Here is a 19,621-nt window from a genome sequence, read left to right as displayed (position 1 = left end):
ATGGCTACCATTAACGTTGACAACGATTTTTTACTTCGCATTGAGAGTGCCCTCGACCAGATCAGGCCATACCTGGAAGCTGACGGCGGCAACGTGAAAGTGCTCGAAGTAACCGATGACATGACACTTAAGTTGGAGTTGCTCGGCGCCTGTGGCACCTGCCCAATGTCTACCATGACACTTAAAGCCGGTGTGGAGCAGTCTGTGCTAAAGGCTGTACCTGAGATCAGAGCCGTGGAAGCTGTAAATGTGATACCATTGGGGTAATTTTTTTGACAAAGGATTTCCTTCGATAAGATAAAATATTTCCTTAGGGAGAGTTATACTAGAAAGCAGGCGCTGAGAAATCGGTACCTGCTTTTTTTATTGGGTTAGGGAGACCAGATATAGATATAGATATAGATATAGATATAGATATAGATATAGGTATAGGTATAGGCAAGCTCTCGCTCGCCTCCGGCGAGTGTGAGTTATTCGGTGGCGTCCCGCCACTTATGCACGATTCGGACAGGTCGCGACCTGTCCCTACAGACGATTACATTTTCTAAAAGGCTTTTCTACAAAACTTTCGAACACGGATATCCGAGAGAGCATTTGGAAAAGCGGCCAAAGTCCGCCTTATACCTTCAACGATCGCCGCTATACCTAAAAGCTACTGCTACGCCAGTTACATACTAGCCTTATGCGCAGCAAAAAGTTGCACTTACGCTAAACCTGCAGCACATCTTGTGCAAATTGCGCCATTGCTAAAATGCAGCCTAAACTGCCCGATCCTTAACTCTTCAATTTCTTTCCCATACCCCTCAAAATCTTTATCTTTGTCTAACAACCCAGATTCTTTTGCACTATGATAAAAGCGAACGACCCCTTCCTGCATTCCTGGATCGAAATAGCACCTGAAAGCGACTTCCCTATACAAAACCTTCCTTTCGGCATTTTTGAGTCAGCCACCAAAGACCCGCGTGTTGGTGTGGCCATTGGCGATTACGTGCTGGATCTTTATGCGGTCGCACAGCACAATCTGTTCGAGCTTCTGGACATCGACCCGACTGTTTTTCACCGCCCATACCTAAACGATTTCATTGCTTTAGGCAAACCAACCTGGCGGGCTGTGCGCAACCGCGTGTCCGAGCTATTGCGCAACGACAACGACGAAATCAGCGCTAACAGCAGACTGATGCAGGAGTGCCTTGTTAAGCGGCATGAAGTGCGTATACTGATGCCGGTGAAAGTGGGTAATTATACGGACTTCTACTCCAGCATTGAGCACGCCACCAACGTAGGCACCATGTTCCGCGACCCTAAAAACGCCCTGCTGCCTAACTGGAAACATATCCCGATCGGCTACCACGGCCGTGCCTCTTCTATCGTCGTATCAGGCACCGACATACGCCGCCCCAATGGCCAAACCAAGGCGCCCGATGCCGAAGCCCCCACTTTTGGTCCGTCGCGCCTACTCGACTTTGAGCTGGAAGTAGCCTTTATCACAGGCCGGGAAACCAAACTGGGTGATATGATCAGCCCTGACGAAGCGGACGATTATATCTTTGGCCTGGTGCTTTTCAACGACTGGTCTGCCCGCGATATGCAAACCTGGGAGTATGTGCCACTAGGACCATTCCTTGCCAAAAGCTTCGCCTCTTCCATTTCGCCTTGGGTAGTAACATTAGATGCCTTAGAGCCCTTCCGTGTGAAAGGCCCTGTGCAGCATCCGAAGCCACTGCCATACCTGGAGTTTCACGGCGACCACAACTACGACATTAACCTGGAGGTAATCCTGAAGCCGGAAGATGGAAATGAGAATAGCATCTGCCGATCCAACTTCAGGTATATGTACTGGAACATGAACCAGCAACTGGCCCACCAAAGCAGTAACGGCTGCAACATACAGGTTGGCGACATGTACGCCTCCGGCACCATCAGTGGCCCTGACAAAACCTCCTACGGCTCCATGCTAGAACTCACCTGGCGCGGCACACAACCCATCCAGCTATCCGATGGTACCGAGCGCAAGTTCATCAACGACTACGACACGGTGATCATGCGCGGCTTCGCTGAGAAGAATGGAATTAGAATTGGGTTTGGGGAAGTGAAAAGTAAGGTGCTGCCGGCGTTGTAGAAGGACGCTAAATATTCCCCTCCTTCTGACACCTTAAAAACAGGAGGGAGAGTTCAAACTTGGAGGAGTTCCCAGCTTTGAAACCCACAAAAACAAAGTTATATGCACTAAACTTATTAAGAGAGGAACAATTCCCCTCCTCGGAGGGGTTAGGGGTGGGTTAATCGTTCACAAATGAGACGAAAAATTATACCCTACAAACCACATTTAAAAGCTTTGGCAAAGCAACTTCGTGAAAATAGTACTCTTTCAGAAGTTTTACTCTGGGATGAACTTAAGGGAAGGAGGTTCCTAGGTTTAGACTTTGATCGCCAGAAACCGGTTGATAATTTCATTGTGGACTTCTATTGCAAGGATCTGATGTTAGCAATTGAGGTTGACGGCAGTAGCCATGACTACGCCTTTGAAACTGATAAATCAAGACAAGATACTCTTGAAAAGCTAGGAGTTTCATTTTTGAGATTCGAAGACATTGAGGTGAAGCAAAACATTTCTAATGTATTACGGGAAATTGAAGCTTGGGTATTGGAGAATAGATAGTACATGAAACCCACCCCTACCCCTCCGAGGAGGGGAATTACCACAAGATGATTTTCCACTGCTTTTGAGCTTTATAATCATAAAACACCAAAGGCCCGGATATCCCGGGCCTTTGGTGTTTTATTTGAGTGAGGTCTTACTGCACCATCGAGTCCAACTCCTCGAATCTGGAATTTTTGCTCTTGAACTCGGGGACGATCTTTTTCATTTGCTTGACAGTATCCAGCTCGTCGCCGTCTTTGTTAAGGTTAAGGAGCTCGTTGATGCTAGCTAGGACCTTGTTGTAGGTATACTCGCGTACTTTTGATACTTTGATCTTTTCGTGGTGAGTCGGGATGGTCAGCTCTTCCTGGTTCAGGAGCTCTTCGTAGAGCTTCTCGCCTGGACGTAAGCCTGAGAAGACGATCTCAATGTCGTTGGAGGTCAGGCCGGCCAGTTTGATCATCTTGCGGGCCAGGTCCACAATCTTTACAGGCTGTCCCATGTCGAAGACAAAAATCTCACCGCCCCTGCCCATCGTGCCGGCCTCCAGCACCAGCTGTACCGCTTCCGGTATCGTCATGAAGTAGCGGGTAATATCCGGATGCGTCACTGTGATTGGACCTCCCTTCTCGATCTGGGAACGGAAGCGTGGGATAACGGAGCCATTGGATCCCAGCACATTGCCGAAGCGGGTCGTGATGAAACGCGTCTGCTGCAGCGAAGTGCCTTTTACATTGTCCTGCAGCTTAGGCTGCGAACTAATGTTATTGAGCGACTGAATATAGATCTCGGCAATGCGCTTCGATGCCCCCATAATATTCGTTGGATTCACGGCCTTGTCCGTAGAGATCATCACAAACTTATCGACATCGAAAGTCATTGAAAGATCTGCCAGATTTTTGGTGCCCATTACGTTCGTCAGGATGGCCTCCGAAGGATTACTTTCCATCATCGGCACATGCTTGTAAGCGGCGGCATGGTACACCATCTGCGGATTATATTCCTTGAAAAGGGCATACATGCGGTTGAAGTTCTGAATATCGGCAATACAAAGCTTCAGGTTAGCATCCGGATAGTGTTCCTCCATCTCCAGCTGCAGCTCGTGCAAGGGAGACTCGGCCTGATCGCAAATGATCACCATTTCTGGCTTGTAGGACAGCACCTGGCGCACGATCTCTGAGCCGATTGAGCCGGCACCACCTGTGATCAGGATGCGCTTGCCGGCCAGGTCAGCTGATATCTTGTCGTTCTCGATTACGATCGGCGGGCGCTGCAGCAGATCCTCGATACGCAGATCCTGGATTTGGCTCATGCGCAACTGGCCTGACATCCACTGCTCCGTCGGTGGCACAGTCACCACCTTTATACCCAGCTCCACACAGGTTTCGATGGCATTCTTGCGTGCATCCGATTTCAGGTCCTCGCTCAGAATAACCAGTTTATCGATTCTCAGCTTCCGCTGCAGTTTCTCGATATCATTGATGTGGTACACCCGCTTCTGCTGAATGTGCTTATCAATCTTGTTCGGGTTGTCATCCACAAATCCTACAATGTTCAGGCGACCGGCATTACTGAGCTCCAATGCCTGCTTTACTAAGATAGCAAAACTATCAGCCCCATAGATCAGTATTGACTCTTTATCCCCGCTGGCACCACGCTTGATGTAGTAGAACAAGGCCTTGGCACCCAAGCGCATCATGATCAGCACCGAAGAGCTGATAAAGAAGTTGACCAGCAATACGACGTAGATGTTCACTGAGTCGATGTGCAGTTCAGGTGAGACCCAAAACCCTATAATGGCCCCATAAAGCAAACTGGACATCAACACGGCAGTGAAGATGCGGTAAATGTCGTCGGTACTGGAGTAGCGGATCAGGCCGGTATGGATGCGCATCGCGTAAAATACTATGACAGAAATCGCCAGGTAGATGCCGCTGTACACGAAGAAGTGACCACGCAGAATGGTTTCGAAATCAAACTGGCGGATGATGAAGAAGGACAAAGCAAAAGACCAGGTAGAGATGACTTGATCGATGATCAGAATGATCCATTTTGGTAAAGCTTTGTTCTGTAAAAATGTTTTCATACGGTAGTCTCGAGAAGAGAAGAGCTTAGGTTACGGAGAAACGCTGAAGTTCGTTTTAAGTAAAAATAATACCTGTTTTGTCCTGTCAAAAGTTCCCTGTCCACATCATAATTTCGCTGACAGTTCAAACGTTAACTAAACCTTAACGCAGCTTCACCGGCATAATTATATCTTTCACACTCTTAAAAGATACAGGTGCCGTCCAAAATTAAAGAAAAAAACTGAAATTTCAGATATTAACTTGCTGTTTCTCAATTGACACAGCTATTAGCCTATACGTAAAAATCCGCCTTTGCTTTGCGTATCACGCTAAGGCACAGGCGGATTTTAATTATAAATCACCGTATTCTATTGGGTGAAACAGGCTTTGATGCAGTTTACTACTCTTCGCCTCTGTTCGTCCGTCATATTGGAGCCTGATGGCAAGCACAGTCCCTGGTCAAACAGGCGCTCGCTGGTGCCATCACCGTAGTAGGGCGCACCTTCAAACACCGGCTGCAGGTGCATCGGCTTCCAAAGCGGACGCGATTCGATGTTCTCTTTCTCCAAAGCCAGTCGAATGTCTTCACGACTCACACCCTGGCTATCGTCTACAAGCACTGTACTAAGCCAACGGTTAGAATAGTATGTTGCATTGGGCTCCTCGGCAAATTGAATAGCAGGTATAGCAGACAGTTCTTCCCGGTAGAAACTGTAGTTGGCCCGGCGCTGCTGCACACGGTCCAGCAGCACGTCCATTTGCCCACGGCCGATGGCAGCACACACGTTGCTCATGCGATAGTTGTAGCCGATGTGTGAGTGTTGGTAGTGCGGAGCCGCATCGCGGGCCTGCGTCGCCAGGAAACGAGCCTGCTTGATATGTGCTTCGTTGTTCGATACCAGCGCACCACCACCCGAAGTTGTAATGATCTTGTTGCCGTTGAAAGACAAGATGCTCATAGCCCCGAAGGTGCCTAATTTACGACCTTTGTAGGTCGAGCCCAGCGCCTCGGCAGCGTCTTCCACCACAGGTATAGCAAAGAGGTCGGCGATGGCCATAATACGATCCATCTCAGCCGGCATACCATAGAGGTGCACCACAATGATCGCCTTTGGCTTTTTCCCTTTGCTGATACGGTCTTCAATCGCCGCTTCCAGCAAGTCCGGTGACATGTTCCAGGTACGGTCTTCGCTGTCTACAAACACCGGCGTAGCACCCTGGTAGGCAATGGGGTTGGCAGAGGCCGAAAAGGTCATGCTTTGGCAGATCACTTCGTCGCCTGCCTGCACCCCCAGCATGATGAGCGCCAGGTGCAAAGCCGCCGTGCCGGAACTCAGGGCCGCTACATGCACGCCCTCACCCAGAAACTCCGCCAGGTCACGCTCAAAACCATCTACATGCGGACCGAGCGGTGCGATCCAGTTAGTATCAAACGCCTCTTTGACATTTTTAAACTCGTTTGTTCCCATGTGAGGGGAAGAGAGCCAGATCTTCGTATTCATATGTTTGTCTGATGTTCTTTTATGATTCGGGCCGGATTACCCACTGCTGTTACACTATCCGGCAGATCGCGTATTACAACGGCACCTGCCCCTATTTTGCACCACTTCCCAATCTTCAGGTTCGGGATAACTACGGCTCCAGCGCCTATATGCGTGCCTTCACCTACCTGCACATTCCCACTGAGCACTGCTCCCGGCGAGATATGAGCATAATCCCCGATCTGGCAGTCATGGTCGATGCTCGCTCCTGTGTTGATGATTGCATGCCGCCCGATTTGCGCGTCGGCCTGTATAATAGCTCCCTGCATCACCACGGCACCTTCAGCGATGGTAGCGGAGGGCGAGATGATTGCGGAAGGATGAAAGGCTTTCCCAAATGCTACATCCAGTTTTTTTTCGGCTACCCGTCGGCGGATGCTGTTGTCACCGATACTGATGATGACCGGCTGTTCAAGCTCCTGCTCTATTTCAGCGCCGATCACAGGTATACCACTTATCTCTTTTATGGAAGGGTTTTTATCAAAGGCCCCCAAAACAGGTATACCCATATCCCGCAAGATATCGATGATCACTTTTGCATGTCCACTTGCGCCGTATAGGTACATGGTTGAATCAGTGGTATGGTGTTGTGCAAAGGTAAGAATTCTCAATTTCTCATCTCGAATGTAATGAGAAATCTGGAAACGTAGTTGCCTGAATTTTTATATAGGAGCCCCTACCCCAATAATTTTCAGATTTACAGGATTCTTATGAACGATTGATCTGCCCCTTTGAGGAGGGGAATTCCGCAGTTCGCCTTAGTAAGCTCTTCCTTCGTAGAACCGCTAACTGCTTTATTTCATCAGATTCTAATCAAAGGCATTAAAGCTTCTGTTGTCTCTTTAAGGAAGAGGCCCTTGACAGAGAAGTATGTAGGATAATACGCATTCCCGATTCCCCTCCTCGGAGGGGCAGGAGCAGGTTAATCTTTCACGAAGTTACTCCCTCTAAACCGCTCCATTGTAGCAACTCCCTCGGCACTAATTCCCTCCGACTTAAACACCTTCACGATCGTCATGAAGATGATCTTCACATCTAACAGGAAAGAAACATTGTCGACGTACCACACATCATAGCTAAACTTCTGCTCCCAGCTGATGGCGTTGCGGCCGTTGACCTGGGCCCAGCCGGTGATGCCGGGGCGCACTTCATGGCGGCGGCGCTGAATTTCATTGTAGAGGGGCAGATATTCCACCAGCAAAGGGCGCGGACCGATAAGTGACATATCTCCTTTGATTACGTTGAGCAGTTGCGGTACTTCGTCCAGGGAGGTCTTGCGTACAAAGGCGCCGATTGGCGTCAGGCGCTCAGCGTCTGATAACAGTTCGCCTCGCTCGTCGCGGCGGTCGTTCATTGTCTTATACTTAATCACCCGAAAGAGGCGGCCTTCCTTACCCGGGCGTGGCTGCAGGAAGAATGGTTTGCCGTCATTGGCAATCGCCAGCAACAGCGTGACCACCAGGAAAACGGGCAGCAGCACGATGAAAGCCACCAGGCTAAGTACAAAGTCGATCGGGCGCTTGAATAAACGGCTATATACCTTCATGTTGTTTTAAGTGGGATCTGTATTCCTGTAATAAAAGCTCCCAGAACTGGGTCTGTTCGTAACGCGCCACGATCATCTTGCGCGCCAGCGCCTGCATATGGGCATAAGCTGCTTTATCGGTAATCAAACGTTCCATCGCCGCATACAAAGCCTCCATCGACTTCGGCGGCACGATCAGGCCGTTCTCACCCTGACGTATGATCTCGTTGCAGCCATTGATATCGGTCACGATAGCGGGAAGACCGAAGCAACCAGCCTGCATGGGCACATTCGGAAAACCTTCGCGGTATGACGGGAAAGCCAGCACTTGGCTGATGGCTAAGTAAGGACGCACATCATTTTGGAAACCTACTGATAAGATAGCGGGGTTCTGCTTTATTTCCTGCAATACATCATCTGGGATGGGGTCAAGATCCTGTTCAAACGGCCCTACCAACAGTAACTTCAGGTGTGGATACTGTGGCTGCACTTTTACAAAGGCCTGTACCAGTTCCTGTACCCCTTTGTCCTTTACGAGCCGGCCTATAAAGACGAAGACAAAATCATCAGGATCTATACCTAAGGTAGCTTTCAGTTCCTGTAGTTTTGTTTCATCTAACTGCTCCCGGCTGAAGAAAGCGGTGTCAATGCCGTTACTGCTGCCGTTACCGATCACTTTCACTTTTTCAGGATCGCAGAAGCCGCTTTCCAAAATAAAGTTTTTGAGCACGGTTGAGTTGGGGTATACCTTGGTAGCGCAGGCGTAGGTAAGTTTCTCAACACCCTCTAATAGCCTCCGTGTCTTGCCTTGTGTTTCCATCAGCGGAAGTCCTGCCACTGTATGCAGTCGCACCGGAACACCCGCTAATTTAGCGCCCAACATGCCAATGATGCCCGCTTTCGGGGTATGGGAGTGCACTATAGAAGGCTTGTGTTTTTTGCAGAGGCGGTAAAATTTCCAAAGTGCTTTCAGGTCCTGCACCGGCGTTATCTTGCGCGTCATCCCAATCTCAATCAAAGGCGTTTCCTGCTCACGTACCACCGCTCCCGCCTCTGGCCCATTTGCAGATACCATGACCGGCTCAAAGCCTTTGGATCGCATATACGGTAACTGGCCTGTAATCAGTTTCTGAAGAGAAAGCGGTACCGTGGTGATGCGGATAAGTACTGGGGGCATGGGGTAAAATTTGTTTTCGGGTGCAAAGGTAACAAATTACCTCCCGGTTACATACTCATAAATACCTAGCATACTCAAGCTTCGCATTCCATATTGCTGCTCTTGCTTTTTATAATGCTCGATGATTACTTTCAAATCCGCCATGCTGCGCTCAGGGTAGCTGCCGAAGTTATGCGGATGCCACCAGAGGTGGTAGCATTCTTTGCGTTTGGCAGCTACGGTCATTTCAGAGAGAATGCGTTGTAGGCGCAGTTTATTTAGTATATCTCTTTTCCCATCAACTGGCCTCAAAAAGCGACTGGCAGGTATAGCCAAAGGAAAACCTTCTTTCAGTTTAAGGGAAGAGAGCGGGAAAGAGGTTCTTTTACCAAGGGGCAGGTAGGCATCGCCAGTTCGAAAGATGCGTTTCGACAATTTATCTTCCACTGTCTGTTCCCAAAACCAATCGCTTGTGTTAGAGCGAACAGTTTTAATGCCTTCGTCCAGACAAACCTTCAGATAAGCTTCATTAAACTGATTGCGAGGGAATACCAGCGATTGCAGTTCCATCCCTTGTCGAGCTGCTATACCTTGCGCTGCCTGCAGGTCCTGTCGGAACTGCTCTACCGTCTGTCCGACCTCCTGGCAGTAGTAATGTGCAAAGGTATGGGTGGCAATCTCCTGGTAAGGTGTCTGGTTAATCAGTTCAACTAACTCGGGCGCAAAAAAGTAATCCTGTAGACTACCATCCCTACCAAATTCCTCTTTAAGCCTGTAAGCTGACAGTTGATCGTTATGATACGAGGGCCGAAGTGCAGGTATAGCAGTTGTCCAATCGGTCCAGTCTTTCGCAAAAAGCATCCCTACGGTCGCCCAGGTCACCTTTATTTTTTGCTGCTCGAAAAGTGCCAGCATCTCAGGTATCACTCTGCGTGTGTTTTGGAAGTACTGCCTACGCTCTACTAAGGGTACTTTATCAAAAATTCCCCAATAGAGTTCAAAATCAAGGGAAATCGTGAAAACAGGTATATCGTTGATCATAACTCTTGTTAAAATTCTGCGCCTTGGCTAAGGAGGGGTTAAGGGTAGTCGGATCCCCCTCCCAAGAGGGGCAGGGATGGGTTTTAGACCTTAAGATATAGCCGGAGAAGCGTAGCCCTCCAACCGCTCCTGCTCCTCCATCTTCTTCTTTTTCAACTGAAACAAGGCAATCTTCTTCTTTTTCTTATACTCTAGAAAAGAGATGATTACAAAGAATAGAAAATACATTACCATGCTCTTCTGCCGCATAGCAATCCCCAAATTCGACATCACAAATGACAGCGCGATAGAAGAAGAGATGAAGATCACTAGGCTCATCTTCACCAAAGAGGTAGATTTTTTTAAGAAACGAATAAAATCTTTATCAACTAATTTCCAAGCGAGTATAACATAAAGCAGATTTTCGAAAGAGACAAATAGGCCAAGTGCCCCAGGTGCATCCACAAAGAGGGGACGGAACCAGAAGGTGAAAAGTTTAAGTGGTAGGGGATAGCTGGTTATATCTACTCCAGAACCAGCACTTTGCAGTCTACCTGCCTGTACTTGAGAGAAATCTTGAAAACTTCCAACCACATCCTCTTCATTGATATTTGCCATAGCTAATATTTGATCAGACATGACAAAAATACCCCCGGCAAACGCGCAATAAACTAATATCTTCTGATAGAGGGGCACTTTCTCGCGACCCGTGAAATATCCTATCACAGCTCCAATACCCAAAAACATAAACATGTGCGGTCTTACCATATAGACAATAGTGGAGCCTAACACAAGGGCAAAAAATCGTTTTTGGGGAAAGCGCATGCCATAAGCAAATAACCCTATACCCATAAATATAATAGCACCTTTACCTAGAGAAGCTGTCCAGAAGTGCATGTTTGGCAAAAAGAGCAAGACGATTAATAAATCATATCCCCAAAGTTGAAGCTTCAGTTTTAAATTTTCTAGAAAAAAAATATAGAAATGAATAAATCCAATATAGCCAAACCAAGCGAATAGAAGCATAGTCATTTCATAACTAAATCCAAGAGTATTAGTAAATGGATAAGCTACAAACTCAATAAAGCGTGTACCGGATACTAGTAACTCGGTCCATTCTCCAGGATACTCCGCTGACCTGACAAAGTAATTTTTCGAATCAGATCGATTAAAGACTGTGTAGGTATAATAAACACCCCAAAATAGCAGATGATAAAAGTATAGCTTGTTCATCAATGCTATCGAAAAGAAAGAAAACTTCTTTTGATAAGATTTCAGAAGAGGCTGATTTAAAAAATAAAATACAAAAATTAGAATAACCGCTCCGACCATCTTCTACTAAAACAACTCCATGTCACCAATTGCATATCCCCAGTTTTCTTGTTTACTCAATTCAGCAAATACCTTCTCTTGCAAATTAACATTGCGCAATGTCACAATAGGCCCTTTATCTATAACGGGTATAATTCCCATGCCAGGATAAACACTTCGTACTAATTGAAAGTGCCTGCCAGAAGCGGAAGCTAAAAAACATGCTTTATTAAGCTTTTGAAAAGTACGTGATAACTCTTTATTCGCCTCTTTATTAAACTTTTGCTTATCAACTAGTAAATCAACAATCCGCAATTCTTGTCCAAAACTATGTGACTTAAAGCGAAAGAACAGTACGTAGGACTGATAGTCCGAAAGGTAATAATAATCGAATAAAGGGTTATCCTGGTAACGCCATTGAATATAAACCGGGCTCAGAAGTGTTTGTACCTGATCTGCCAAATCAGAAGGATTTGACAGCTTGGGTAGTAGTTCTGCTAACTTAGTCCAATTTTGCTCAGGTAGTATTGGTAAGGAGTGATGCTTATAAGCCAATAGATTTACTTTCAGCTTTAAAGCCATTCGTCCCATCTCCTTCCACCCCATCTTCAAGTAACCTGGCTTACTACTATCATTAGGCGTATTGTATACAAGGTCTATACCTTGCATCTTTGCGTCCTTGAGCCCTTGCAGGGTCAGCTTTTTAAAGATGCCTTTCCCTTGAAATTCAGGATGAGTTGCTGTATCAACAGCCCTAATTGCCCGTAATACCTGCCCTTTATACTTCCATTGCCAACGAAGGAACGCCCTCACACCTACTACTTGTCCGTCAGCCTCAGCTATCAGCACTGGTGATACACCATGTGGGTTTTCCATGTGCTTCCAATTCCACAAGCGCTCTGACTTCTGTATTAGCCCTTCTCCCAGAGAAGATTTGAGTAGTTCTACAATAGCTGGTATATCAGCTTCTGTTCCTTTTCTTATTTGCATGGCTTTGCCTTCGTATAATTAACACACCCCTGCCCCTTTCAAGAGGAAGTCTAGTACAATAATATACCCCTTGGAAGGAAGCAGGAGTATGATATTCGTTCAAGAAGCTCCTCTTTGGAAAGGGGAAAGAGTAGATTATTTTGTGTTCTCCCTCTCCTTTTTCAAATACAAATATAGATCTTCCAGTTGCTTCGCCATCTTATTGATACTGAAATCGGCCTGTACCCGCTTGCGGGCTCCAGCTGCTAGAGCGACACACTGCTCCTGGTTTTGGATCAGCTGCACGCCATAGTCGATAAGCTTGGTATAATTGTCTACTTCGCACAGTAAGCCGCTTTTCCCATGCTCGACAACCTCTCCTACACCGCCTGCCTTGGTACTGATCACGGCACAGCTACAACTCATGGCTTCCAGTAAAGCGATTGGTAAGCCTTCGAAGATGGAGGACATCATGTAAATATCCATCATACTAAAGTAAGGCTTCACATCAGTTTTGAGGCCTGGCATATGCAAGCGCTCCTCTATACCCAAAGCTTTTCTCTTGGCTAGCAGCTCTTCTTTCAGTGGTCCATCCCCAACGAGAATGAAATGTGCTTCGGGTATTCTTTTCAGTATAGCAGCAGCGATCTCCATCCACACATCCAGGCGCTTCTGAAAACGGAAGACAGATACGGTTCCAATTACATGGGCATTAATAGGTATACCCAACTGCTGCCGTATCTGCAGGCCCGCCTGCTCGTCCCGATCAAAGTGTACTGTATTAACACCATTTAAAATGTTGAGCAGATATGGCTGTTGTGCTTTTCCATTGATCCTGGTTCCCTGCATAGCAGGCAGAGCAAGCTCGCGGAATTTTGTACCGGCATTTTTTCGGATAGATTTCTGCACGTCATCCGATACCGCCACTGCGGCGTTCTGCCAGCCAAAGCTAAATTTATTCAGCCAGTACGTGATCTTATTATAACGCTCCCACTTGTTATGCTCAGTATAAACCACAGGCACACCTGTTTTCTTACCAACTAGCCTGGCAATCACGCCAGCCCAAGGTAAATGGCTATGGATTACATCAATCTGGTGTTCTTTCACATAGCGGCTGATATCCCCAACCCGCTGAAACATCTGCAGATTATTATTCGCCTTGAAGCACACGGCCCTAGCACCCTGTTCTTCAATAGCAGGCACCATTTGATCTTTCCAAGGCAGGAAGTAAGCAAAATGGAAATCGAATTGATCTCGATCGTGCACTTTAAGCGTTTCGGGCAGTAACATTTCAGCTCCACCTCTGCCCAATGATTTTATTAAGTGGAGGACTTTTACTTTATGATTATGCACGAAAATCTAGTTAACTTTTTTTTCAAAATTCTTCCTCGGAGCGGTTGGCTATGTAAAAATTAAGACAAACTGCCCCCAGCAATCACACTCATATAAGCCTTCTTAAATCTTGCCGCTATCTGAGAATTTAGATACTCGCTTATAACAAGTTGTTGTGCATTGCCTACTTTGTATCTTATATTCTCACTGCCAGCTAATACCTCATTAACAGCATTAATGAAACTAGATGTATCGTTCTTTTCAATTAACCATCCTGTCCTCTCGTTTACCACCTCACTGATACCTCCCACATTGTTTGCAATAACTGGTATTTGGCAGTACATCGCTTCTAGAATAACACCTGGTAATCCTTCAATTAAACTTGGCATCAAGAAAGCAGTGCCATGCTTTAAGACCTTCATTACATCATTCCGGTAGCCGGCAAAAAGTATGCGATTCTTACTTAATAAATTATTAGCTTTATTCTCCAATTCTGACCGTAAACGACCGTCCCCGATAATAATCAGAAAGACAGATGAATCTTTTTTGGCTATAGCCTCAAATATATTTAAAAGTGCTTCATGATTTTTCTCAGGCACCAAACTACCAATATTTACTAGTACCCTGTAATTCTTATAAATGGCCTGCAAATCCGTAGGTGGCTCGTGTGAAATTTCATATTCTTCTACACCTATTGGTATTGTTTTGATCTTAGAACTAGGAAAATCAAATGTCGCTTTAAAATCATTTTCACATAGCTTGCTCACTGAAACGACCGCATCTACTTTCTTTACAAGAAAGCGATTCAATAAATATTTGGGTTTCGAATCTATGAAATCACCCATTTTATTAGCATTCCTAAATACGATAGGAGTATCCCACTTGTAAAAGAGCTTACTAAGAATGGCAAATTTTAGTGTATCTCCAGCATTTGCCTGAATTAGATCCGGCCGTTCTCGTTTTATTATTTCGGCAAAAGCTCTCCAAGCTTTAAAGTCCCACAGCCTTTTATTTATTGGTCTATTCAAATGGCTTATCTTGCCCTTGAAGGGCAGATGTGAGGCTCCACTAAACACAGAAATCAGGTGTACATCTACACCTGATTTCTGCAAATGGTTTGAAAGTTGTGAGGCAAATATTTCGGCACCTCTAAGCTGAGGCTTTTGAACAAGTTGAATTATTTTCAAAGTTTAGTTTTTTGATAGTACTTCTATTTTGCTGATTGTTCTATCTAACTCATGAACCCATGTACCTGATTCTTGACTTTTACTTATTGCTCCAGACTTAAGCTTAAGCCTAAAATCTTCGTCACTTATCAGCCTATACATCTTGTTATATAAATCATCTACACTTCCTGCCTCATATAAAAGTACATTCTCATTGTCTTGGTATTTAATTGGAATTTCTCCCGCATTTGGAGCTATAGTTGCTTTGCCAGCAGCTAAGTATTCCCGAAGCTTTAGAGGAGAGTAATGAAATCCTTCAGCTGATTTAGCACTTACTAAAGCTACATCAAAAACTGAAACATAATCTGGGATGTCAGCAAAAGCCTGTTTACCAGCAAAAACTACAGAGTCCTGTAAAGAGAGTTCATTAACTAATGCTTCTATTTTAGCTTTTTCGGATCCCTCCCCAACTAATAAGAGACAAGCATGCTCGATCTTTCTCTGGAGCTGTGAAAATGCTTTTACAACTATATCAAGGCCATGAAAAGAGCGGAAACTACCGGTCCACCCAACAACCAATTTTCCATCTAGCTTGTAGCGGGAAACTAATTCTTTGTCTTTTGTCTTTGGTAAAAAAAGAAGACTATCCGCAGCCATGGGTGACACATACACCTTTGCTGGACTTACACCCATTTCGATTACTTTAGAACGTACTTCCTCAGATACACATGCCACTAAATCAGCTTTCTTCAAGGATGATGCTTCAACATGCTGCTCTAAGTATTTACCCCAAATTGGTCTTTTTACTCCCCACTTTTCTAACTCCCATACGACTGGAGCATGCACATAAATTATAAAAGGAACATTTAAACTCTCAGCTATTCGCTGTCCTGGTCCTGGGAATAGGTCATGCTGTTCCCAAACAAACTTAATGTCCGAACCTGGCTTATTCCAATCCCCATCATTTTCAAGCGGCCACTTTACTGGCTGCCTCCTGTATAGTAACCAATCCTTGATTCCTGTTTTAAAAACTGTGGGTATAATACCGGAATACCATTTAGTTTTTGTAAGATCAACCTTTCTCTCACCCTTCACAATTGGATAATGTAGAACTTCCTGAGGTGATGCTACTCTATCTGTAGTGGCAATCCAAGCTTTCCCATACTTCATCTCGGCTGCTGCTGCCCACCCAGCTACAGTTATCCAGAGAGCCTCCGCACCGTACCATGCCTCGCTGCTTCTCGGCATAATAAAAAGTGCTCCAGATGATTTCACTTTCACCATTATCTTAACGTATTAAAAGATTAGTCATGATTTAAAATAGCTACTAATTCGCTATCCATCCTGATATTCTTATAAGCATTCTCCTGCAACAAGCGCTTAAATTCTCTAAATTCAATATCCGGATCATGCTGCTTTTCTGAAGCAATAAAGTTTGTATTAATTTTTACATCTTTTAACTCATCACGATAACCATCTCCATAAGCAGTTTTAAAGAATGTAAAGCCAGTAATATATAGCTCTTTAAAATTAGAATTCATTAAGAATTGCAAGGCACTGAAACCTGTGGTAGGCCTAAATGCTCCGAATTTTGGTTTTATTTCATCATAATCTTTTTTTGGCAAGAGATAAGTTGTTTGCGCCTTTAAGTATTTTTTATAGAAATTAAAAACTGTTCGTCTGCCAAAATATCCAGGAATAGGATTGATTACATACTTTATCTCTAGCTCATTAAATAAGTTAAAGTTAAGAGGTCCTCCGCCTGAGAATTCATTCTCGAAAAAGCTATGAAATAATATATCTGTTCGAGTTCCAATATCATTCTGAAACCTACCGCTTTTGATAATATCAGGAGCCTTGTTTATCCGTACTATGAAGTCAAAACCATCTATGTACTTTCCATTATTAGTATTGTATGCTGAGCTAGCAGGTCCAACAACAGCAATTCTTTTATTAGTTAAAACACTTGAGTCAAATATTTTTAGATTTCGGCTCATTAGTAGCAGACCAATTACTGCATTACCAAGCTTATTTATAAAAGTCATATCGCTACAAGGTTACTGAATGATTCTATATAATTATTTGCAATTGACTTTAAATAAAAATTATTATATCCAAAAAACTCTAGACTATTGTCATTAGCAGCTTCGAAATCATTTATAGAATCACCAATAAACACTACATTGCTGTGTTCATATTTGAAATCTAAAAGCAAATTCTTAACAAGCTCTTTCTTAGGAGTTGGAGAACCCTGAATTGTAACAAAATATTTTGCTATATCTAGTCGCCCACAAATTTTATTTAACTCTCTACCATCAGATCCTGAGACAATATGCATTGGAACTTGTTGATGATATTTTTGTATAAATTTTAGCGAATCTTTTATTAAAAGCTTCTCGTCAATTAGTAGGTCCATCATAACTTCTGAGAATCGTGAAGCATACGACATTACTATTTCTTCAGTGATCGGCTCTTTCAGAATTTCTTCATAAAAGTATCGAAACTTCACGTAGCGTGATAAGCCACCATTCAACCGGTGAAAATCTAATAGTTGTTGAACCTGCTCCTTTGGAAAATTTGATAGCGTAACTTCAAATCCTTTATCTCTGATAGACATGGAATCCATTATTACTCCATCAAAATCCCATAGTATTGCTTTATATTTTGAAAAGTTTATCATATATAGCTTCTGCAATTATAAAATCATCCTCCCAGTCGATATCAAATGATTTTATCTTATCCTGTAGAAAAAGATAAGGTTTTGTTCCAATACGGTTCCTATAATTGGTATATACTTCGCGAGAAGTGATGAACATGGCATGATTGATCTCATAGAGCAATGGCAAGTCTTGAGTTCGAGGCCATTGCTTTTGACTGGAATCATAGTTTACACCCCTAGCATTACCATCCAATATGAAGTTCTGCAATGCACTTACTGTAATCAGAGAATCATATCCTAACTCAATCCTTTCGAAATAGTCATAGATAGCCATATCATATTCTTTTCCATCTATAAATGGAGTTGTCGTATGTCCCCAAATGATATGACTCTCACTAACGATTTCAGTCACATAGCTTATTAGGGCTGACAGAGGTGTCGTGTCCAAGCACAACTCCTCAGGTCTAATGATTATCTGAATTCTACTTCCTGTAGGATCAATTTTTTGAGCTATATCGACCGACAATTCATCATTAGTGGACAGTATGATAGAAGCTAAAGATTCACAGGCAAGTAACTGTCTTAGTTTTAGCTCTAGTATTCCACCTTCGATATTTGAAAATCTTCGCGTATTTTTCGACTTTACCCGCTGACTACCTTTTCTGGTAGGTAAGAAAAAACTAATATCCCTTTTCATGCCAGCAAGGAGTAGACAGATTTCACAACAACCGATTTATAGTTGGTTGGAGTCAAAGAAACTAAAGGTTTGCCTGTATGTTGAGCAAATGAGCTAAACAGAAATTCATTTTCATCTGTCAGGCTTTTTTCTTTTGGTGAAATGCTTGCCTGTATGTATCCGTCATATCCTGCCACATATACATTTTGAGCCCCAAGTTCTAATGCAGCTTGTAATGCAAGTGCTGTATGTGTATCGTTGAGTTTGTTACTAAACTCAATGCGCTCCAGCTCAAAGCTATTTGGTACAACTGCCTCAGGAATGTAAGTTCCCATTTCTCTTGGATAAGGGGGGAGGACACAACTGCCACTGAAGTTTCTAAAGTTCTGGAAAACTTTTTCTAATCTATGACCTTCATTGCCCACAAGACAGAAGACCTGATCTACATCCAGATCCTCATAAGAATTTGCATTCTTTGAGCTAGCATGGATAATACACACATTATCCAGATCAGCAATAAACTCTCTCAGCCCCTGAGCATGGTTAACAGCATTCGTACCTCCTCCTACTATTACAACACTATCGTACTTCTTCAATGATTTAAAGCAGGGCAGCTTGTAGTTGTCTTTCAACTTTTGCTTTTGGTTGTTTAGAGCTCTGATAATGCTGTTAAAAGAGTAGAAACGCTGTGTCACCCATTCCATTACATTTTTTTGAGGGAGCGAATTTGCACCAGAGACCATATAAGGCAGGTTAGTACCCCAGCCATAAGACTGCTGCAACTGAGTAAACTCATCTACAGTTTTACTGAGAGCATTAAAATCTACATCGAGTTCACCTTTAGCATTTAAAGCTGTCAATAGTAGCTCCGTCTTTAGGTTTCCAGCGCCTCGTCCCATTCCTGTTATTGTAGCATCCACAATCTCAACTCCATGCTCTATAGCGGTAAGCGTATTGATAATAGCCAATTCCAAGTTATTGTGTCCATGAAAACCAAGTTTGATGCTTGTCTTTTCCCGGATGAGATTGATAGTATCAACTACATCCTGTGGATAAACTCCACCAAAGGAATCCACCATATAAAAGTAGTCGGCTACATCATCTACTAATTTTAAATCCTCCAAAAACTCAGGAAACTCACGCCATTTGGACATGTACATAGTATTGAAACCTACTTCAAATCCCATGGCTTTGATCTTCTCAGCTAGTTTTAGTGCTCTGCCAAACTTCTGAGGATCTAATGCAATCCTTACCATGTCGATTATCCCTTTACAAGGCTTCAGCAAGTCATCAACATGCTCTGGTAGCACATTCTTTTCATCAAGGATAATCACTAACTTCTTATTAGATGCCTGCTTCGCTTGGCCTAGGATGTAGGAAGGGCAATAGAAATATTCTCCTAAATAATCCTTCATTGGGTTATTGCGGTACCCTATTTCAAGATAATCAACAGGAAGTTTGTTCATTGATTCCAAGTAAGTACTTACGAGCTCTTTACTGAAATCCCAATTTGTATAATAACCTCCATCACGGAGTGTACAGTCAAGTATTTTCATTAA

At 44.1% G+C, this 19,621-nt stretch carries 18 protein-coding genes; 3 read left to right on the top strand and 15 right to left on the bottom strand.

Annotated features, from left to right (window positions below; translation table 11 throughout):
• From Q4E40_RS08985 to Q4E40_RS08975, 3 genes are all read left to right on the top strand, one after another.
• The gene (locus tag Q4E40_RS08985; protein ID WP_188502076.1) at positions 1-267 is read left to right on the top strand and encodes a NifU family protein; all 267 of its coding nucleotides are present in this window, start codon (positions 1-3) and stop codon (positions 265-267) included.
• Between the two features lie 580 nt (positions 268-847).
• Positions 848-2,119 carry a fumarylacetoacetase gene (gene fahA, locus Q4E40_RS08980; RefSeq protein ID WP_303411543.1) on the top strand — a complete coding sequence of 424 codons (1,272 nt, stop codon included), beginning with the start codon at positions 848-850 and terminating at the stop codon, positions 2,117-2,119.
• A 174-nt stretch (positions 2,120-2,293) separates the two neighbouring features.
• Positions 2,294-2,659, top strand: a complete 366-nt coding sequence (locus Q4E40_RS08975; RefSeq protein WP_303411542.1) for an endonuclease domain-containing protein — start codon at positions 2,294-2,296, stop codon at positions 2,657-2,659.
• A 136-nt stretch (positions 2,660-2,795) separates the two neighbouring features.
• On the opposite strand, the gene Q4E40_RS08970 is transcribed toward Q4E40_RS08975, so the two are convergent.
• The 15 genes from Q4E40_RS08970 to Q4E40_RS08900 all read right to left on the bottom strand — a co-directional run bounded on the left by Q4E40_RS08970 (position 2,796) and on the right by Q4E40_RS08900 (position 19,618).
• Complete coding sequence (locus tag Q4E40_RS08970; RefSeq protein ID WP_303411541.1) at positions 2,796-4,727, bottom strand: polysaccharide biosynthesis protein; 1,932 nt, start codon at positions 4,725-4,727, stop codon at positions 2,796-2,798.
• Positions 4,728-5,075: 348 nt separating this feature from the next.
• Entirely contained in the window at positions 5,076-6,209 is a 1,134-nt protein-coding gene (locus Q4E40_RS08965) for a DegT/DnrJ/EryC1/StrS family aminotransferase (protein WP_303411540.1), read from the bottom strand.
• The gene (locus tag Q4E40_RS08960; RefSeq protein ID WP_303411538.1) at positions 6,206-6,814 is read right to left on the bottom strand and encodes an acetyltransferase; all 609 of its coding nucleotides are present in this window, start codon (positions 6,812-6,814) and stop codon (positions 6,206-6,208) included. Before Q4E40_RS08960 ends, Q4E40_RS08965 begins: the two co-directional genes overlap by 4 nt.
• A gap of 356 nt (positions 6,815-7,170) precedes the next feature.
• Entirely contained in the window at positions 7,171-7,794 is a 624-nt protein-coding gene (locus tag Q4E40_RS08955) for a sugar transferase (protein ID WP_303411536.1), read from the bottom strand.
• On the bottom strand, positions 7,781-8,950 hold the full coding sequence (locus Q4E40_RS08950; RefSeq protein WP_303411535.1) for a glycosyltransferase family 4 protein: 1,170 nt from the start codon (positions 8,948-8,950) through the stop codon (positions 7,781-7,783). Before Q4E40_RS08950 ends, Q4E40_RS08955 begins: the two co-directional genes overlap by 14 nt.
• A gap of 36 nt (positions 8,951-8,986) precedes the next feature.
• On the bottom strand, positions 8,987-9,970 hold the full coding sequence (locus Q4E40_RS08945; protein WP_303411534.1) for a polysaccharide deacetylase family protein: 984 nt from the start codon (positions 9,968-9,970) through the stop codon (positions 8,987-8,989).
• 90 nt (positions 9,971-10,060) lie between these two features.
• Positions 10,061-11,182, bottom strand: coding sequence for a hypothetical protein (locus tag Q4E40_RS08940; RefSeq protein WP_303411532.1), 1,122 nt, complete (start codon positions 11,180-11,182; stop codon positions 10,061-10,063).
• A gap of 105 nt (positions 11,183-11,287) precedes the next feature.
• Complete coding sequence (locus tag Q4E40_RS08935) at positions 11,288-12,250, bottom strand: GNAT family N-acetyltransferase (protein ID WP_303411531.1); 963 nt, start codon at positions 12,248-12,250, stop codon at positions 11,288-11,290.
• A 135-nt stretch (positions 12,251-12,385) separates the two neighbouring features.
• The gene (locus Q4E40_RS08930) at positions 12,386-13,582 is read right to left on the bottom strand and encodes a glycosyltransferase (protein WP_303411530.1); all 1,197 of its coding nucleotides are present in this window, start codon (positions 13,580-13,582) and stop codon (positions 12,386-12,388) included.
• A gap of 59 nt (positions 13,583-13,641) precedes the next feature.
• The gene (locus Q4E40_RS08925) at positions 13,642-14,748 is read right to left on the bottom strand and encodes a glycosyltransferase (protein ID WP_303411528.1); all 1,107 of its coding nucleotides are present in this window, start codon (positions 14,746-14,748) and stop codon (positions 13,642-13,644) included.
• Between the two features lie 3 nt (positions 14,749-14,751).
• Positions 14,752-16,011, bottom strand: a complete 1,260-nt coding sequence (locus tag Q4E40_RS08920; protein ID WP_303411526.1) for a glycosyltransferase — start codon at positions 16,009-16,011, stop codon at positions 14,752-14,754.
• A gap of 20 nt (positions 16,012-16,031) precedes the next feature.
• Positions 16,032-16,772 (bottom strand): glycosyltransferase family 29 protein, encoded by a 741-nt coding sequence (locus Q4E40_RS08915; protein ID WP_303411524.1) that lies wholly within the window; start codon positions 16,770-16,772, stop codon positions 16,032-16,034.
• The gene (locus tag Q4E40_RS08910) at positions 16,769-17,407 is read right to left on the bottom strand and encodes an HAD family hydrolase (protein WP_303411523.1); all 639 of its coding nucleotides are present in this window, start codon (positions 17,405-17,407) and stop codon (positions 16,769-16,771) included. Before Q4E40_RS08910 ends, Q4E40_RS08915 begins: the two co-directional genes overlap by 4 nt.
• Positions 17,385-18,083 carry an acylneuraminate cytidylyltransferase family protein gene (locus Q4E40_RS08905; protein ID WP_303411521.1) on the bottom strand — a complete coding sequence of 233 codons (699 nt, stop codon included), beginning with the start codon at positions 18,081-18,083 and terminating at the stop codon, positions 17,385-17,387. Before Q4E40_RS08905 ends, Q4E40_RS08910 begins: the two co-directional genes overlap by 23 nt.
• Entirely contained in the window at positions 18,080-19,618 is a 1,539-nt protein-coding gene (locus Q4E40_RS08900) for an aldolase catalytic domain-containing protein (protein ID WP_303411519.1), read from the bottom strand. Before Q4E40_RS08900 ends, Q4E40_RS08905 begins: the two co-directional genes overlap by 4 nt.
• Positions 19,619-19,621: the final 3 nt, after the last annotated feature.

This window comes from Pontibacter coccineus, assembly GCF_030546575.1.
Lineage (GTDB): Bacteria > Bacteroidota > Bacteroidia > Cytophagales > Hymenobacteraceae > Pontibacter > Pontibacter coccineus.
Note: the sequence above shows the minus strand (reverse complement) of the source record. Positions and strands in the feature narration are given on the sequence as shown.

Bases quoted from the DNA above. Each gene is read 5' to 3' on its own strand.
- Q4E40_RS08985 (WP_188502076.1), top strand. From the start codon at position 1: ATGGCTACCATTAACGTTGACAACGATTTTTTACTTCGCATTGAGAGT.
- fahA (WP_303411543.1), top strand. From the start codon at position 848: ATGATAAAAGCGAACGACCCCTTCCTGCATTCCTGGATCGAAATAGCA.
- Q4E40_RS08975 (WP_303411542.1), top strand. From the start codon at position 2,294: ATGAGACGAAAAATTATACCCTACAAACCACATTTAAAAGCTTTGGCA.
- Q4E40_RS08970 (WP_303411541.1), bottom strand. From the start codon at position 4,727: ATGAAAACATTTTTACAGAACAAAGCTTTACCAAAATGGATCATTCTG.
- Q4E40_RS08965 (WP_303411540.1), bottom strand. From the start codon at position 6,209: ATGAATACGAAGATCTGGCTCTCTTCCCCTCACATGGGAACAAACGAG.
- Q4E40_RS08960 (WP_303411538.1), bottom strand. From the start codon at position 6,814: ATGTACCTATACGGCGCAAGTGGACATGCAAAAGTGATCATCGATATC.
- Q4E40_RS08955 (WP_303411536.1), bottom strand. From the start codon at position 7,794: ATGAAGGTATATAGCCGTTTATTCAAGCGCCCGATCGACTTTGTACTT.
- Q4E40_RS08950 (WP_303411535.1), bottom strand. From the start codon at position 8,950: ATGCCCCCAGTACTTATCCGCATCACCACGGTACCGCTTTCTCTTCAG.
- Q4E40_RS08945 (WP_303411534.1), bottom strand. From the start codon at position 9,970: ATGATCAACGATATACCTGTTTTCACGATTTCCCTTGATTTTGAACTC.
- Q4E40_RS08940 (WP_303411532.1), bottom strand. From the start codon at position 11,182: ATGAACAAGCTATACTTTTATCATCTGCTATTTTGGGGTGTTTATTAT.
- Q4E40_RS08935 (WP_303411531.1), bottom strand. From the start codon at position 12,250: ATGCAAATAAGAAAAGGAACAGAAGCTGATATACCAGCTATTGTAGAA.
- Q4E40_RS08920 (WP_303411526.1), bottom strand. From the start codon at position 16,011: ATGGTGAAAGTGAAATCATCTGGAGCACTTTTTATTATGCCGAGAAGC.
- Q4E40_RS08915 (WP_303411524.1), bottom strand. From the start codon at position 16,772: ATGACTTTTATAAATAAGCTTGGTAATGCAGTAATTGGTCTGCTACTA.
- Q4E40_RS08910 (WP_303411523.1), bottom strand. From the start codon at position 17,407: ATGATAAACTTTTCAAAATATAAAGCAATACTATGGGATTTTGATGGA.
- Q4E40_RS08905 (WP_303411521.1), bottom strand. From the start codon at position 18,083: ATGAAAAGGGATATTAGTTTTTTCTTACCTACCAGAAAAGGTAGTCAG.
- Q4E40_RS08900 (WP_303411519.1), bottom strand. From the start codon at position 19,618: ATGAAAATACTTGACTGTACACTCCGTGATGGAGGTTATTATACAAAT.